The following is a 17,013-nucleotide window of genomic DNA, read 5'->3' as shown; positions in this document are numbered from 1 at the left end:
GATCAAAAAACGCTGTTCAGATGAACAGCGTTTGTAATTTATTTTAAGATTTCAGCTTCAATAGAACTGTCACCGTATACTTTAATAAATGCTTTAGTATAATCTTCCTTTGTTGCAAAATTTGGATTCTGCATAAACTTCTGTGGGTTTAAAGCAAAAAGCGGGAACCACGTACTGCTGATCTGAATCTGGATTTTGTGCCCTTTTTTGAAGGTATGAACTACATCCTGAAGTCTGAAATTTACAGCAGTTTTTTGATCTGGAACCAATGCTTCTCCTTTTTCTTTAGTATTTCTGAATCTTGCAGGCATAATCTCGCTTCTTACCATCTGATGGTAGTTTCCATAGATGACTCCGTCTTTCTTTTCTGCGGGTTTAAAATCTTCAGGATAAACATCAATCAGCTTTACCGCAAAGTCTGCATCCGTAGAAGAAGAGGAAATGTTAAGCTTAGCCATGATTTCTCCGGCGAAAGTAATATCTTCTGTCAGAGCATCTGTAGTGAATGTTAATACATCAGGTCTTCCAACTGCAAATCTTTGGTCTTCCGACATATAATTTTTGGGTGTAAAACCATTAAAATCCTTTAAATGATCTGAACTTAGAACCGGATTATTAGGATCGCTGTAATATTCTGAATACCCTTGCCCTGATGTTTTCTTTAAAGTTTTATCAGCTAAATAGAAATTAACCTTCTGTGCATTTTTAGGAGGATAAGAAGCGAATTCCTTCCATACTTTTGCTCCGGTATCATACATTAAAGCTTCAGGAAGTCCTGCATCTTCTTTTGTATTTCCTTTCAGATAGTGAGTGAAAAATTTTGTTTCTATATTTTTCTGATAATAAGTAGCAATGCTGTCTCCAAAATAGGTTTCACTATGGAAATGTTTCCCTTGTTCCTGAGACCAGCCACCATGTGAGAAAGGTCCCATTACAATTGTGTTTTTAGCCTTAGGACTTGTCTTTTCAATAGTTTTGTAAATATTTAAAGGTCCGGAAAGATCTTCTGCATCAAACCAACCTCCAACGGTCATTACTGCGTGGTTGATATTCTTAAGGTGGGGAAGAAGTCCTCTTTTCTGCCAGAATTCATCATAATTGGTATGGTTCATAATCTCCGTCATGAAGAAATTATCTTTATAATATTTTTCATAACCATCTTTCAGGGTACCCATATCTCTGTAGAATTTTAAGCCATCTTCTGAAGTCTGCTTAATAAAAGAATCCATATACCATGCCTTATTTTCAGGTTTTGTCTTCTGTACTCCGAAAACAGGGAACGTTCTGAAATACCCAAGCATAAATCTTCCGTTGTGAAGGAAATCATCATTCCAGAAGTCAGAAATAGGAGCCTGAGGAGAAGATGCTACTAGTGCCGGGTGTTGTGCCAATGTCCCTACAGCAGTATAGAATCCTGGATAAGAAGTTCCGAATTGTCCCACCTTACCATTATTATCTTTAACGTTTTTCAAAAGCCATTCAATAGTATCGTAAGTATCTGTACTTTCGTCAACATCCTTTTTTGTTTTACGTTCCACCTGCGGAGTCATATTTGTAAACGTTCCTTCACTCATATATCTTCCACGTACATCCTGATATACAAAAATATATTTATCTTTCATCAGGAAAGAGTTGGGACCTACTTTCGTTTTATATTCATTTTCTCCGTATGGAGCGATGCTGTAGCAGGTTCTCTGCATCAGAAACGGATATTTATTTTTATTTGAAGCATCTTTTGGAATATAAACAGCTGTGAAAAGCTTAACTCCGTCACGCATTGGAATATAAAATTCTTTCTTAGTAAAATTATCTTTCACAAAATTATCTGGCTGTTCCGCTTTCTGTGCCTTTCCAAGAATGAAAAAGAGAATGAATAAAACTGAAATATGGGTCTTCATAAGTAAAATTTGCGGCTAATTTAGAAATAAAAATACTTTCATGGTGTTTTATCAGGCGAATCTTCCTTTAAAAATAGATTTATATTGAATTTTTACTTCTTATTGTGAAAATTGTAAAAGTTTTAGGCGTTGTACGGATGTAACCACCCCTCAAAAAATCAAAGAATTTTTGTCCCCCTCCAGAGGAGGGAATATTAGTGTTTTAGTAGAAAAGTAAGTGAAGAATGGAGATTTTCAAAAAACTCAAGTGTACTTCTCAAACACTTAGTAGTCACTCAAAAATAACTTAAGTGTTGAAAAACTTTTGTGATTTAAAAATAATGATAACAAATAAAAAGGTCAGGAATTTTCCCGACCGTTTCTAAAAATATATATAAAAGTATGGTGTTTATTTCTTTTTCGGTTTTTTACCGGCAAATTTATTCAGTTTCATACTAAGGGAAAACATGATGTATCGTTTCAGAATCAGTTCTTCTCGGTCTTCAAAATAAGAATCTGTAATGGTTCTTTTAACACTTTGATTTTGATTCAAAACATCATAAATCTTAATTCTTGCGGTAAATTGTTTGTTATAGAATGAATATCCCAAACTCGTATTCCAGAAGTAAAAATCTTTTTTAAATCCGGGTGCAATGTTGGAGTTTGTATTGTATGAAAAATCATTTCCAATGACAAATCTGCTTTGGAAGAGATAATTGGTCATTTCAAGTTTTAAGGATTGAATTGCTGTATTGGCTCTGTCTACATTATAGTTCGTATAATCTGAAAAACTGTATCCTAGGCTGTAAGATGGTTTTATTGTAAATTTATTTTTGATCTCATAATTCAGATTCAGTCCGGGTGTAAAGTTATATGACCTGCTTTTAAAGGTTTCGCCTTCAATAAACCCGTTGTTATAGCTATAGTTCATTCCGAATTTTGGTGAAATGCTGAGTTTATTATCATTCCATTTAAAAATTTTGGTTAAGCCGAAGCTGACATTGAATGTTTTATTTCCGCTGATATTACTGTAAGTGACAATCTGTTTTCCGGAGTTGTCGTACTGGGAGAAATTAGTCACATCATTATTTCTATAGGTAAATCCTGCAACGATATAGTAATTAATATTTTTTATCATATTAAAACTGTTGTAAGAAAGGTTTGTTTCATTTACCCATGTGTTTTTCAGATCAGGATTTCCGGTATAAGTAATTAATGGATTGGCTTCATCTCTATAAGGAATTAACTTTCCGGGATCAGGAATTGTAAAACTTGCCGAATTGGTGAGTGACAATGATTTTCGTTCTGCAAAAGAATATTGAAAATTGGCGGCATATCTTGGAAGAACAAAGTTTTTCTGCAAATCATACTCCTGCCCTTTGAATACAGAACTGACATCCATATCTGAAATATCAAAATTTACTGTAGCCCAGCTGCTGAATTTCTTTTTGTATAGATAAAGAGAAAGCGAGGGTGAAAGCTGATTGAATTTCTGATCCACACTATTCGAAAGGTTGGTGTTGTATTGAGAATATTTTCCTGTAATAGGATCAAAATCATTGAAATCTCTCAAATCTCGTGATATCTTTGAGCTATACTCTAATCCAAGAGTTACAGTCGCAGAATCTGAAAGAGGTTCTGTATATTCTGTACTGAAGCTGTAATTACTGTTTTGAGATAAAGTTTTTTGCAGCTGATTACGGTTATCTGTAGTTGTACCAGATTCACCATAAAATGTATTCAATGACTTATTGATATTATCATTCTTAGACTCTGAAATACTGCTGTTAATCGTTGCCGTTAAAGTTCTTTTTTTCTTCTTGAAATTTCGGAATAAATAAATGCTGGAGCCAAATGTATTATTATCTCCTTGAGTTTGGGTGGAACTTTGACTTTCATTCAGAAGCTTATCATCTTTTAAAGTAAATGATTTTGAATTCCCTAAACTGAAATTTTCTGTCTTTGAAAAAGAAGGAGAGATGTAAATATTGGTCAATGAGTCCAGATTGATTCGTACCGAACCATTAAAATTATATTGTTTGGATTCACTGTTATTACTGCTTTCAGAGTTGGTCTGAAGGGTATTATTGGGAAGAAGAGTCGTTTTGGATACTTTGGAACGGGTTTCTCCATCAGAATCAGTATACCTTAAACTAAGGTTATCGAGATCTGAATTTTTTCCAAGTTTATCATTATAATTCAGCCCGATCGTAGAATATTTCTGAATTCCACCAGCACTTTTCTGCGCACCGCCACGTCCCATACTATCAAAAACATTATCCGCCGAAGCATTTTTTGAATTGATATTATTAGAGGAAGCTAAAAGACTGATCTTGGTATCTCCTTTAAAATAATTTAGAAAAATATTGCCTTCATATCGTTTATCTGAACCATAGCCAGCAAGTATTTTGGACATAAGTCCTTTATTTTTCTTTTCATCAATATTGAAATTGATGGTTGTATTCTGAGATTTGGGAGCTTTTCCGGTAAATTCTTCCTCTTTGGTTTTAGTAGTGGTAAACTGAATGTTTTTAATAATATCAGCCGGAAGGTTCTGGAGGGCAATTTTACCATCTTTATCAAAAAATACCTTGCCATTGACCATGATCTGATCTACGGTTTTACCATTAGCTGTAATTTTTCCGTCATTACTGACTTCTACTCCCGGAATCTGCTTTAAAAGTTCTTCAACCTGACTGTCAGGACGTACTTTGATTGCTGAAGCATTGAATTCTATGGTATCATTTTTTATTTTGACTGGAGAAACAGTAATCTTTACTTCATCAATATTGATTACTTTTTTGCTTTCAAGAGTTATATCGTCTAAAGATAAAGACTGTTCAATCTTTTCAAATGATTTTGAATAGGATGACTTTTCGGTATCAATTTTTAAAAGGGACGGTTCACTTACCTCATCGATTTTTAATGAAAATTTACCCTCTTTACTGGTTGCCGTATAATTGATGATAGAAGAATCTTTAGCCTTGAGCAGATATATGGTCGCATTTTCTACAGGCTTTTTTTCCAGATCATATACTTTTCCGTCAATGTGCAGTTTTTGGGCATGAATCATCAGGAAACTGAATAGCCCAAACAATAGCAGTAAGATTTTCTTCATTTAGCATTTGAAAGCGTAAAAATAAAAAAACATCCCAAGATTGGGATGTTTCCTAGAAATATTTCTATAATTTTTTTTATGCTTTTAAATATCTTGAATAAGCATATCCTTCTTGTCCGTCAGCCGTTTTTACTTTCCACCAGTCGTCAGAAGTCTGCTCAATTAAAGTTACAGAAGCTCCTTTTGCAGCTTTACCTACTACAGCAGCTTCAGTAGAAGGCTCCTGTCTGATGTTTAGGTTAGACTCTTCAGTAGCAACAGTAAGAGAAGCACCTGAAGCAAGACCTGCAACCTGTACGTCAATATTAATATCTGAAGCTGAATAAGTAGAATCGATTGCTCCTAAAGCATTCCAAACTGCGTCTTTTGCAGCGGTATTGGAAGCATCTCCAGAAACATATAAAATTCCGTCCTGTTCCTGAACCTGTAGATTTGAAATTCCAGCAGACTGAGCAGCTGATACTACGCTTGAATATTTATCTTGTAATGTACTCATCTTAAATTAATTATTTTACAGTGTAGTTAAATTTAACTTTACCAACTTTTAAAGCGTCAACAGACTGCTTAATTTTTTTAGCCTGCTCCTGAGAAACATTTCCTGTAAGGGTAAGCTCATCATTGATCACTTCTACTTTTACGGTAGGGAAATCTTTTACAGCATCCTGAACTTTTTTCTGAACAGCAGGATCTACAGCAGATTTAGTTTCAACAGGTGCCGGAGCTGGAGTTACTTCAACTTTAGACATATCCATTACGTCTTTTACTCCGTTGATTGCCTTCAATTGTGCAATCATAGCATCTTTAGACGCTTGGTCCGCGAAAGTTCCGCTTAAGTGAGCCACACCTTCTTTTACTTCAACAGAAGCATTGGGATTAGAAGTTACTACAGTTGTAGCCTGAGTCTGAAGATCGGCATCAGAAACTTTCTTTTTACAAGAAACTGCCCCGAAAGATACAGCTACAGCTAATGCAGCCATTGCGATAGTTTTTTTCATATTGTATATTTATTAATGTTGTTATACAATCAAATGTAATAATAAAATTTGTACCAAAAGAATAAAAATTCAATAAATCTTTCTTAAAATTTTTACAATATTTTCTGAATCAGTGTTTTAATTTTTAGGTATTAAAAACTTAATGTAAAATTAACAGACATTCAAGAAAATCTTCTGCCAATTCAAAAACCATTATATTTGCGCAAATTGAACTATATATATGAAAGGACAGAATAAACTTTTTATAGCAATTATCATCGCTCTTATCCTGGGAGTCGGGATTGGAGGACTTGTACACGTGAAATATCCGGAGAGTGCAGAACCTTTTTCCAAGAATATAAAACTGTTGGGAACTGTATTCATCAGGCTGGTACAGATGATCATTGCGCCTTTGGTTTTTACAACTCTTGTAGTGGGAATTGCCAAAATGAGTGACATCAAAATGATCGGAAGAGTAGGAACAAAAGCTATGCTTTGGTTTATTTCCGCTTCCCTGGTTTCCCTTTTCATCGGGTTGATCCTTGTGAACTGGCTTGAGCCGGGACATGTTACCAAATTACCAATTCAGGATGTTGCTTCAGCAGATGAGCTATTGAAAAGCAGTAAAAGTTTTTCTTTAGAAGATTTTGTAAAGCACATGATTCCAAAAAGTTTATTTGAAGCCTTTGCGACCAATGAGGTATTACAGATTGTGGTATTTGCCATTATGTTTGGGGTTGCTTTAGCCAATTTAGGAGAAGAATATTCCAAGCCCGTTGTAAAGCTTTTTGATATCATGGCTCATGGTATTCTTAAAATGGTAGGATATATTATGTGGTTTGCTCCTCTTGGAGTATTGGGAGCTATTGCAGCGGTAGTGGCTACCAATGGTTTTGAAATCTTTAAGGTATATGCCATCTACTTAAGAGACTTCTTCTTTGCGTTAGGAGTGCTTTGGCTGGTTCTTTTACTGGTAGGATACTTTATCTTAGGAAACCGTTTATTTGATTTATTAAAAAGAATTAAAGAGCCTTTATTGATTGCGTTCTCTACAACAAGCTCAGAAGCGGTATTCCCGAAATTGGTCGAAGAGCTTGAAAAATTCGGGTGTAACAGCAGAGTAGTGTCTTTCATCTTGCCTTTAGGATATTCATTTAACCTGGATGGAAGTATGATGTATATGACGTTTGCTTCTATATTCATTGCACAGATTTATGGTATTGAAATGACGCTTGGACAGCAGATCACGATGCTTTTGGTACTGATGCTTACTTCAAAGGGAATTGCCGGAGTTCCGAGAGCTTCTTTGGTAATCATTGTGGCAACGTGTTCAATGTTTGGTATTCCACCGGAAGGGATTGCATTGATCTTACCTATTGACCACTTCTGTGATATGGGAAGAAGTATGACAAACGTATTAGGAAATACACTAGCAACTTCAGCGGTATCGAAGTGGGAAGGACAGTTAACTGAACCTTTGGACAAAATTTAAATTAATGAGTTTAAAAAACTTAGAAACATACAAAAGCCATATTGAAAAATATGGCTTTTCAGTTATAAACAAGGTCTTTTCTGATGAAGAAGTCAGACGAATAATTAATGTTTTAGATCATATTGACACTACACGAGAGAACTTCAGGAAATCGGAAGATCTTTTTGCAATAAGACAGTTTTTAAAGGAAATACCGGAGATAAAAGACCTCATCTTTAATGATAATATTAAAGAGGTTGTAAAGAATATCTTTGGAGAAAAATATTTTGTAGTTAAAAGTATCTATTTTGATAAACCTGAAACATCTAATTGGTATGTGGCTTATCATCAGGATCTGACTATTTCCGTTGATAAGAAGCTGGAATTATCTGGTTTTGGTCCCTGGACTACAAAACAGAATCAGTTTGCCGTTCAGCCTCCATTAAATGTTTTGGAAAATATTTATACTATCAGAATTCATCTGGATGATACGGATGAAAATAACGGAGCGTTAAAAGTGATTCCAACGTCTCATAGTAAAGGAATTTACAGACCGGAAACTATTGACTGGGCAGTAGAAACTGAAGAAATCTGTAAGGTGGAAAAAGGAGGAATAATGCTTATGAAACCTCTTACGTTACACGGCTCAAACAGAACAACCAATGGAAAAAAAAGAAGAGTAATTCATATTGAATTTTCCGATATGGAACTTCCGGAAGTTCTTCAATGGGCAGAAAGAATGAATTAAGATATTAAGATAAAAATAGCCTCTTCAAAAGCGAAGAGGCTATTTTTTAGAACCAGGAATCAGATATGATCTCTTTGTTCTCTGTTTTGATATTTTGTTTGTTGTAAAAAAGTAATACCAGGTATTCATTTTTTTCTGAAGTATCTTTAAACATTGGGGTTTCAATGGTCAGATTTTTTTTCATGATGGCTTCTATAGTTTTGTCTTTGCTGCCAAAAGTTGTCATTGGTGTAATTTCTTTAATTTTGAAAGAATCATTCAACTTAACTTTGTATATGGCAAATGGCTGCTTGGGTTTGAAGTTGCTTATTTTTGAAAGCTCAGATTTTGTATTAGCTCCCATTGTTTCATCATAGTAATAAGTAAATTGAAGACCTTTAAATTTGAATTTATTTTTGTCAAGATAAGAAAAAACCTTGCTCAATTTTTCCAGTTCAATACTTTCATCCTTAGTAGGCTTTTTTTGTAGTTGAGACATAGGAGAGCATGAGGAAATAGAAAAATTCTTGTTTGATCCTTTTAATAAAATCAAATATCTTTCATTAGGTTTTACATCTTTTTCACAAGCTGCAGAGGACGAATTACCGATTAATCCTCTTACATTCAATGTTGCGAATTTCGCTCCTTTGTATAACTTCTCGAACTCAATATCTGCTTTATAGGTTCTTTGCTGAGCGTTTTCACCATATACTTTTAGAATTTTGATAACGCCCACAACATCAGCATCTAAATAATTTTCTGCAAAATTACTCATGACGCATTTGCATGCTGAAACATTTATAAAACTTAAAAGAAAAAATAGAAGTAATGATAACTTTTTCATGTATTGTAATTGTTTTTATTTCGCGGAAATTTCATCAATAAAGATGTAGGCTTCTCCGCCAGCTCCTTGATGCCATTCCGGTAATTTTCCGTAATAATATGCTTTTACCTTAATATATCTGGCTTCAGTAGGAAGAATTTCAGTGGTAAAATCTTTAAGTTGTACTTTTTCATCCTTTGGATCAATATCGTTATCGATTGTTTTCAGAAGGATAAAATCTTTATTATTCATTGATGCATAATATTCTACTTTGGAAGGCATCAGGATCCATGCTTTGCTGTCCTGAAGGTAAGTGGATGACAATGATGTGATCTGTTGTGGAGATTTAAAATCAATGATTGCTTCAAAATTCTGCCCCTGATATCCGTGCCATTCACCTTTTCTCCAATTAACATCCCCTCTGATTCCGTCGATTAATGCCAGTTTTCCGTTGGCTGTATATTGAGGAGTCGCTTTTGAAAGGATATTGATGTCCCAATAATTAGGTCTTCTGTTGAAATTGGCTACAGTCACTGAACTTTTTTCGCCTTTTCTTTCCGCATATGCATGAACCTGTGTTGTTTTCGTAATGGTGAATGGTGCTTTGTAGACCGTGAATGTTTTTCTTTTGTTGGCATCACTCTCATCCATAGTCATATAATAGATTTTGTCACCTGGATTTAACGGTGTGATCTCCACTTTAGTGGAAAAATCAAAAATTCTGTCTGCAGCAATCACTGGGGAAGCCGTGAGTTGTGCATATTTGGAGTCACTGATAGGTTTTATATTTTCAAATCCCAGTTTTTTAAGTTCTGCTTTACCTGTATTTTTAGTAATGGTTTTTGTAGTTCCATCCTCAAGGTGAATTTTAATTTCATCAAAATAAGGAGTTGTCGTTTCCCATTCCGGTAATCCGGGTGTTACAGAATAGATTCCCATAGAACTTAAAATATACCATGCGCTCATCTGTCCGCAGTCTTCATTTCCGATCAGCCCGCCTGGAGTGTTTTTATAGAAATTATTGAGGATGTATTTAATTTTAGCATCTGTTTTTTCCGGTTTATCTACAAAATTGTATAGGTAAGCAATATGATGGCTGGGCTCATTTCCCTGTGCATACTGTCCCATTAAACCTGTAATATCTACCTGTTCTCTACCTGTTGTTTTGTCGGGTGCTGCAAAGATAGCATCAATGAACTGTTCAAATTTTTCTTTACCACCATGAGCTGCTATAAGCCCAGGAATATCCTGCTGTACAGAGTAAGAATAATGCCATGAATTTCCTTCTGTATAATTGTTGTTGACCTCTCTCGGATCAAATGGTTCATACCAGTTTCCGTTCTTTCTTGGCTGCATGAAACCAGTTTTAGGATTATAGAGGTTTTTCCAGTTCTGAGAACGTTTCATGAAGTACTGGTAATCTTCTTTCTTGCCTAAAATCTTTGCCATTTGGGCAATACACCAATCATCATAGGCATATTCCAAGGTTTTGGAAACACTTTCGTGTTCATCATCAATACTGATGTAGTTATTCTGTTTATAAGCATTTAAACCAAAAATATCGAGCATTGCCGAATTTTTTGAAGCCTGATATGCCTTTTCATAATCAAATCCCTTGATCCCTTTTGCCATCGCATCTGCAATCACGGAAACAGAGTGGTAACCAATCATGCATTCCGTTTCATTGGAAGCCAATTCCCATACCGGAAGTTTTCCGCCCTGTTCATATTGTTTGATAAAAGTATTGATAAAGTCAGCTGTTCTTTTTCTATCGATCAAAGTCATTAAAGGATGTGCTCCTCTGAAAGTATCCCAAAGTGAAAATACGGTGTAATAATCAAAATCTTTTGCTGTGTAAAGCTTGTTATCACGACCTCTGTATCTTCCGTCGACATCCATATTGATATTCGGCTGGGTAAAAACATGGTACATCGCTGTATAAAAAATAGACAATTTATTTTTATCGTCAGACTTTACTTCTATTTTCGACAATTCTTTATCCCAATCGGCAACTGCCTGTTTTTTTACCTGTTCAAAATTCAGGGATTGACTTTCTGCAAGCATATTCTTTTCTGCTCCTTCATATCCTGTAGGAGAAATTGCCACTTTTACATTGATCTTTTCTCCTTTTTTAACATCTGTGGAGAATGCAAGAGCCAGTTTTGTTCCGGACAACAGGTTGTTTTCATTTTTGCCATTCCCTTCCTTCTTGGAAATTTTCATTGGTTTTGAAAACTCAATTCTTGCATAAATGTATTGATTGGTTGCCCAAGCTTCACTTCTTCTGAAAACTTCGATGGTTTTATCATCAATGATTTTTACTTCCCCTTCGAGAAGCTTATCACGATGGTTGAGATCCAGTATAATGTTGGCATTTCCGGCATTATTAAAAGTATATTCGTGATACCCGACTCTTTTTGTGGTAGTCAGGCGAACGTCTATATTATTTTTATCCAGCTTCACACTGTAAAATCCAGCGGAAGCTTTTTCATTTTTGTGAGAGAATTTCGAAGAATAATCTTTGCTGTTCAAGCTTGGATTTCCCATGGTAGGCATCAGCATAATATCTCCGTAATCCCAGACTCCTGTTCCGTTGAGGTGAGTATGGGAAAAACCATAAATCACAGAATCTGAATAATGATAACCACTACAGCCATCCCAGCTTCCGTCAATTCTTGTATCGGGGGAAAGCTGTACCATTCCGAAAGGAACGATTGCTCCGGGAAAGGTATGTCCGTGACCTCCCGTACCAATAAATGGATTTACATATTGGGAATAATTTTGCGCATAAATGATTTGGGTAATCAATATAGAAAATGCTACCAGCCTGTTTTTCATGTTCTGATTTTATATAGCGAATATATTGAAAATGTAAGTATGTCTCAAGGTTCTTTTGGGTTTTATAAAGAGAACTTTAGAAGTGTCTTTTGTAGAAAGCTGATATATTGCGTCAGGTTCTGTCGCTTTGCTGTAGTAGCTTTGTGAAAGAATCGCAAATAGGTGATAAAACTAAAGTAAGAATTTGAATATTAAATCACATTAATATGATTTGTGATTATTGAAAAAAGCTAAATTTGTGAAAATTTTTAAAAACTAATCATTAAAACTCAAAAATACACGGGAATGAAGAAATTTTATCTCGGCGCATATACATTATGTGCAGCTATGGGTGTGTCGGCGCAGGAAGTGATTTGGCAAAAAGATATCAAATCCTCTACTCAGGATTTCTTAAGTCAGGTAACGACCACCATTGATCAGCAATATCTTATCACAGGAAGTTCTATACAAAGCGATAGGGTTCAGACTACAGACAGTAAGCAGAACAATGGCTATGATTTCCATTTAGTTAAACTGAATCAGCAAGGTGAGCAGGCTTGGGAAAAATATTTTTCAGGACAAAACCATGATTATTTATCTGCAACCGTCACTACTCAGGATGGAGGATTTTTACTTGCAGGAACTTCGTATTCAGGAAAAGGACAGGATAAAAAAGATGAAGCAAAAGGCGGATCGGATATCTGGCTGATCAGAATCAATGAATTTGGGGATGAATTATGGCAGAAAACCTTGGGAAGCTCTTCCGATGAAGAAGCTAGATCGGTTATCCAAACGATGGATCAGGGCTTTATTGTTGCTGGAAATATCCAAAACTCATCAAAAGGTTATGGTTCTAAAGATGTTTTAATCATTAAACTGGATAAAGACGGTAAAGAAATCTCACAAATTATCCTTGGTGGAAAAGGTCTGGATGAAGTAGAGAAAATGATTCCTACCAAAGATGGCGGAGCTTTACTGGGAATCTACTCACGAAGCGGAAATAATGGTCATAAAAAAACAGAAAATTACGGAGAAGGTGACTATTGGATCGTAAAATTGGACAAAAATGGAAAAGTAGAATGGGAAAAGAACTATGGTGGAAAAGAAGATGATCACCTCAGAACCCTTGCTTTAACTTCCAATGGTTATGTTATTGGCGGTGAATCGAGATCTGATCGTTCTGGAAACAAAACAGTAGGAATTGAAGAAGGAACAGACCTTTGGCTAGTAGCTTTGAATGAAAAAGGAGACGAGCAGTGGCAAAAATCCTACAACTTTAAAAACAGAGATGTTTTAATGGGAATGAGTGTGATTCATTCAGCAGATGATAAGTCTTCAAAAGGAATTTTATTAGGAGGTTATACTCAAGCTGAAGGAAGAATAGAAACGGATGATGAAACTTTCTGGATGCTGTATCTTGATGGAAACGGCAATGAACAGTGGCGAAAACATGTGAAAGGTGAATCCAGAAAAAGAGAAGAAAGGCTTTCTGATTTAAAACTAAACAGAGATGGCTCTATTATCCTTGCCGGAACCAGTGCTGAAGAATTAGGCAAAGAGAACTGGAAAATTGTAAAGCTTGGTGATAAGCAGGTAAATGACCTGATTGAAAAATATGACATTAAAATCTATCCAAATCCAGTCACAGATTATGCTTATGTAGAAATCGGCTTTGATTTTAAGGAAGCTGAAATTATGCTGTATGATATGAGTGGAAGGCAGTTACAAAACCTGAAAACAAAGAATAGAGTGACTAAGATTAATACCCAGGCTTTGGTTCAGGGAGCTTATGTGATTACTATAAAAACTAATGATAACAAAACAGCGAATGCGAAGCTGATTAAGAAGTAAACGATGAAAAAGAAAATTTACATAACATTACTGTTGGCTTTATTTATAAAAGGATATTCTCAAGGTCCTAATAATAATATTAATACAAGCATCAATATTTTTCCTTCATCTCCAGACTCTTATAATTTAGGAACTTACGGAAATGTTAATATCGGAGAATATACCGGTACTATGATGCAAGATATTCCTCTTTATGAATATTCAATAGGAGACATAAAAGTGCCTGTATCTCTTAAATATTCAAGCAACGGAATAAAAGTAGATGAATACACTTCTCTTCCAGGGTTGGGCTGGACAATGAGTGCTAATGGTATAATTTCTAAAATTGTAAGAGATAAAGAGGATCCTTTAAATGGTGCACTTTGGCAAAAAGATGAGACTGAAGATCAAGCCACAGGGTATAGAGCATTACAGCTTAACTTTTATGAATATACCAGTATGATGGAAAACTTTGATACGGAGAAAGATTTATACAGAGTAAATATACCCGGAGTATTTTCCACATCATTTGTACGACACGGAGCAGACACTTGGATTCAAGAGAAAAAAAGTGATTTCAAAATAAAAAAGATTCCTGAAGGCTTTTTAATTATATCACCGCAAGGTATAAAATATTATTTCACTGTCACGGAATCCAGTGAAAGCAGGGTGCAAGGTATAGGATGGGTCCCTTCAGAAGTCTCTTTTGAATCTGCATATTTCCTTACTCGTATTGAGGATACAAAAAATAACATTGTCTATTTTGAATATGGTCCCGATCCACTTAGATATACTGCAAATAATAATAATACTTATAACTTCTTTGATACGATGATGTCTATTAATTGTTCTTCTGATCAAGGAATTCCTTTTGCTTCCATAAACGGAATGAAGAAAACCTCTACAATTGTATCTTATGATAGCCATCGTCTAAAAAAAATACGAAATAATATCAATCAGAATGTTTTGGAATTTAATTATGCTCCTTTAGGAGAAAATACACAAGAGAATCGATCAGGATATTTGCATGAAATTAAAAATTTGCAAGAAAATGGTAACGGTAATCCAACTATTATTGATACCTATAAAATGGAATATTTGTTAACATCAAACAATAGGGTATTTTTAACAAAAGTTTATTCTGAAACAAATACTAAACAATATAAATTTGAATATATTAATCCTGAACTCCTTCCACGAAGATTATCTAATGCTCAGGATTTTTGGGGATATTTTAATGGGGCAACACAAAACTCTCACTTGATTGGAAAAGTAGATCATTATTATTTGGATTTTATTAATTTTTCCTTTGCAAATAGAGAGATTGATACTAATCTTTCACAATCAGGTTTATTATCAAAAATTACTTATCCCACTAAAGGATATAGTAAAATATTCTATGAGCCACATACTAAATGGGGAACTAAGATAACCCCAGCTCCCACTAAATCTGATTATATGACAGTATTGACAGATGATATAACTGATAGTAATACAACCACGAAAAAAATTTATTCTGGAAAATCTCAGATGATAAAATTTTCTGGAGGAGCTAAATTTAATCAGGATTGTTCTGCTATGACCCATCAGGTTCGGGTTTACATTAAGGTTAAAAATCTTTCAACAGGGCAATTTGAAAAGTTAAGTACCTTAAGTTCTCTTGGCTATATAAATGAAGCAAGTCCTTATTATTATCCAGGAGGGACTAATGAATATTATCTTGATGCTAAAGCTTCTGTAGAATATCAAGTTTCCATCAGCGTATCAAGACCATGTTTTGGAGGTGGAGTTAGTTTCAGGTATATTGATGCTCCTGATAGTGTTGTGGATACAAATCTTTCTATCGGAGGAAACCGTGTAGAGAAAATAGAACATTATGATAATGTTTCTTTATCTCCAAAAATTGAAAAATGGTACTATTCTCATAAAAATCAGCTTAATAAATCTTCTGGTGTAAGCTCTTTTATGCCTGTTCTTTGGAAGTATACACAAGGGGTACACTATTGCCCGCCAACTGAGCTCAATCCAATGTTTTACCAATATACACCATACAAATATGTTAGTATTTTTTCGAACAGCTTAATTCCTCTTTTTGGAAATGAATCACAAAATGTAGGGTATGAGTATGTAACAAAAAGTTATGGTGGATTAAACTTTGAAAAAGGAGGAACATTTACTGAATACGTTGCAGGAAGTGACCCAATAGCATCAAATATATTTGGAGAAGGAATTTACCGAGGAGGAAATTATTCTAATTCAAAATGGAATAAAGGACTTGTTAAAAAGACAGAAGATTTGATTCTTAAGAATGGAGTATTAAGCCCGGTTAAGGAAGTAATAAACGAATATTTCTATAACACTAGTAAAAAAGAGGAATTTTTGAATTTTACAGGAATTAAGTATGGTGATACTCAAATGATTTCAAAAAAGACCTATAAATGTACAGCTTCAGATATAGTAAAGAATAATACTGGCTTTAATCCGTGCTTTGGCAAGCCATTAGATTATGGAATCTACTACTTTCCTCCTATCGACCTTAGAATGTTTGGAGAAGTACTTCAATATAAATTCTTTTCACATGATTATTACCTGTCAAAAGTAACTACTAATGAAAACTTTGATAATGGTGTTGCCAGAACCACTGTCGAGTACTTATATAATAATCCTTTACATTATCAACAAACATCACAAAAAGTAACTTTTCCGGATTTGAAAGTTAATGAAACTTCATATGGTTATGCTCATGAAAAAGGCAATGAACTTATGGTAGGTAAAAACATGGTGGGCATTCCTTTAGAAACGGTAACTACCCAATCTATAGCTAATAATCAGAAAACTTTATCAAAATTTGAAACTTTATATCCTGTTAATCAAGCAGAAGCAGATATGAAAACGTCAGGATTGACCCTACCTTATAAAGTGAATTCAAAAGATTTGTTAGATGTTGCTTCCACAGAAATCACCTATGACAAATATGATGATAAAGGTAATCTTCAACAGTATACTACCAAAGATGGTATTTCTACAGTGATTATCTGGGGATATAACAACACATATCCAATTGCTAAAATAGAGAATGCCAGATATGCAGATGTTTCTCAATCGCTTATTAGTACTCTTGTAAATGCTTCTAATCTTGATGCATCAGCAGGTAGAAATAATGATGAAACGGATTTATTGAATGCCCTTAATACTTTCAGAAATGGACTGTCTAATAATAAGGTTACAACCTATACTTATGATCCATTGATTGGAGTAAGAAGCATCACTCCACCATCAGGGATCAGGGAATTATATCTTTATGATTCCGCAAACAGGCTTGAGAAAGTAGTGGATGTGGATGGAAAAGTGCTGAAGAAAATGAAGTACAACTATA

9 protein-coding genes and 1 pseudogene are annotated in these 17,013 nt (G+C 34.6%); 4 read left to right on the top strand and 6 right to left on the bottom strand.

Going from position 1 to position 17,013, the window contains the following annotated elements; genetic code table 11:
- Positions 1-38: 38 nt before the first annotated feature.
- The 4 genes from BBI01_RS11650 to BBI01_RS11635 all read right to left on the bottom strand — a co-directional run bounded on the left by BBI01_RS11650 (position 39) and on the right by BBI01_RS11635 (position 5,990).
- Positions 39-1,898, bottom strand: coding sequence for a CocE/NonD family hydrolase (locus BBI01_RS11650; RefSeq protein ID WP_065394858.1), 1,860 nt, complete (start codon positions 1,896-1,898; stop codon positions 39-41).
- 388 nt (positions 1,899-2,286) lie between these two features.
- Positions 2,287-4,995 (bottom strand): outer membrane beta-barrel protein, encoded by a 2,709-nt coding sequence (locus BBI01_RS11645; protein WP_065394857.1) that lies wholly within the window; start codon positions 4,993-4,995, stop codon positions 2,287-2,289.
- 76 nt (positions 4,996-5,071) lie between these two features.
- The gene (locus tag BBI01_RS11640) at positions 5,072-5,491 is read right to left on the bottom strand and encodes an SH3 domain-containing protein (protein WP_065394856.1); all 420 of its coding nucleotides are present in this window, start codon (positions 5,489-5,491) and stop codon (positions 5,072-5,074) included.
- Positions 5,492-5,501: 10 nt separating this feature from the next.
- A complete protein-coding gene (locus BBI01_RS11635) occupies positions 5,502-5,990 on the bottom strand; it encodes a BON domain-containing protein (RefSeq protein WP_065394855.1) in 489 nt (162 codons plus the stop codon).
- A gap of 220 nt (positions 5,991-6,210) precedes the next feature.
- On the opposite strand from BBI01_RS11635, the gene BBI01_RS11630 reads away from it, so the two are divergent.
- Positions 6,211-7,461: a dicarboxylate/amino acid:cation symporter gene (locus BBI01_RS11630; protein ID WP_065394854.1), complete on the top strand. Its 1,251-nt coding sequence runs from the start codon at positions 6,211-6,213 to the stop codon at positions 7,459-7,461.
- Between the two features lie 4 nt (positions 7,462-7,465).
- A complete protein-coding gene (locus BBI01_RS11625; protein ID WP_065394853.1) occupies positions 7,466-8,188 on the top strand; it encodes a phytanoyl-CoA dioxygenase family protein in 723 nt (240 codons plus the stop codon).
- 46 nt (positions 8,189-8,234) lie between these two features.
- Here the strand turns inward: BBI01_RS11625 and BBI01_RS11620 are convergent, their stop codons facing one another.
- Together BBI01_RS11620 and BBI01_RS11615 are read right to left on the bottom strand one after the other, a co-directional pair.
- A complete protein-coding gene (locus BBI01_RS11620) occupies positions 8,235-8,942 on the bottom strand; it encodes a hypothetical protein (RefSeq protein ID WP_065394852.1) in 708 nt (235 codons plus the stop codon).
- An 84-nt stretch (positions 8,943-9,026) separates the two neighbouring features.
- Positions 9,027-11,828 (bottom strand): GH92 family glycosyl hydrolase, encoded by a 2,802-nt coding sequence (locus BBI01_RS11615; RefSeq protein ID WP_065394851.1) that lies wholly within the window; start codon positions 11,826-11,828, stop codon positions 9,027-9,029.
- 285 nt (positions 11,829-12,113) lie between these two features.
- Here BBI01_RS11615 and BBI01_RS11610 point away from each other — a divergent pair, with 285 nt between their 5' ends.
- Positions 12,114-13,658: a T9SS type A sorting domain-containing protein gene (locus BBI01_RS11610; RefSeq protein ID WP_065394850.1), complete on the top strand. Its 1,545-nt coding sequence runs from the start codon at positions 12,114-12,116 to the stop codon at positions 13,656-13,658.
- A 3-nt stretch (positions 13,659-13,661) separates the two neighbouring features.
- Positions 13,662-17,013: pseudogene (locus BBI01_RS11605) on the top strand (hypothetical protein); the annotation flags it as partial.

The sequence above is a fragment of the Chryseobacterium artocarpi genome, from assembly GCF_001684975.1.
Taxonomy (GTDB): domain Bacteria; phylum Bacteroidota; class Bacteroidia; order Flavobacteriales; family Weeksellaceae; genus Chryseobacterium; species Chryseobacterium artocarpi.
The sequence above is the reverse complement of the archived record's forward strand: the minus strand, read 5'-3'. Positions and strand labels throughout refer to the sequence as shown.

Coding starts and splice junctions, on each gene's coding strand:
- BBI01_RS11635 (WP_065394855.1), bottom strand. CDS start 5,990: ATGAAAAAAACTATCGCAATGGCTGCATTAGCTGTAGCTGTATCTTTC.
- BBI01_RS11650 (WP_065394858.1), bottom strand. CDS start 1,898: ATGAAGACCCATATTTCAGTTTTATTCATTCTCTTTTTCATTCTTGGA.
- BBI01_RS11640 (WP_065394856.1), bottom strand. CDS start 5,491: ATGAGTACATTACAAGATAAATATTCAAGCGTAGTATCAGCTGCTCAG.
- BBI01_RS11610 (WP_065394850.1), top strand. CDS start 12,114: ATGAAGAAATTTTATCTCGGCGCATATACATTATGTGCAGCTATGGGT.
- BBI01_RS11615 (WP_065394851.1), bottom strand. CDS start 11,828: ATGAAAAACAGGCTGGTAGCATTTTCTATATTGATTACCCAAATCATT.
- BBI01_RS11620 (WP_065394852.1), bottom strand. CDS start 8,942: ATGAGTAATTTTGCAGAAAATTATTTAGATGCTGATGTTGTGGGCGTT.
- BBI01_RS11645 (WP_065394857.1), bottom strand. CDS start 4,995: ATGAAGAAAATCTTACTGCTATTGTTTGGGCTATTCAGTTTCCTGATG.
- BBI01_RS11630 (WP_065394854.1), top strand. CDS start 6,211: ATGAAAGGACAGAATAAACTTTTTATAGCAATTATCATCGCTCTTATC.
- BBI01_RS11625 (WP_065394853.1), top strand. CDS start 7,466: ATGAGTTTAAAAAACTTAGAAACATACAAAAGCCATATTGAAAAATAT.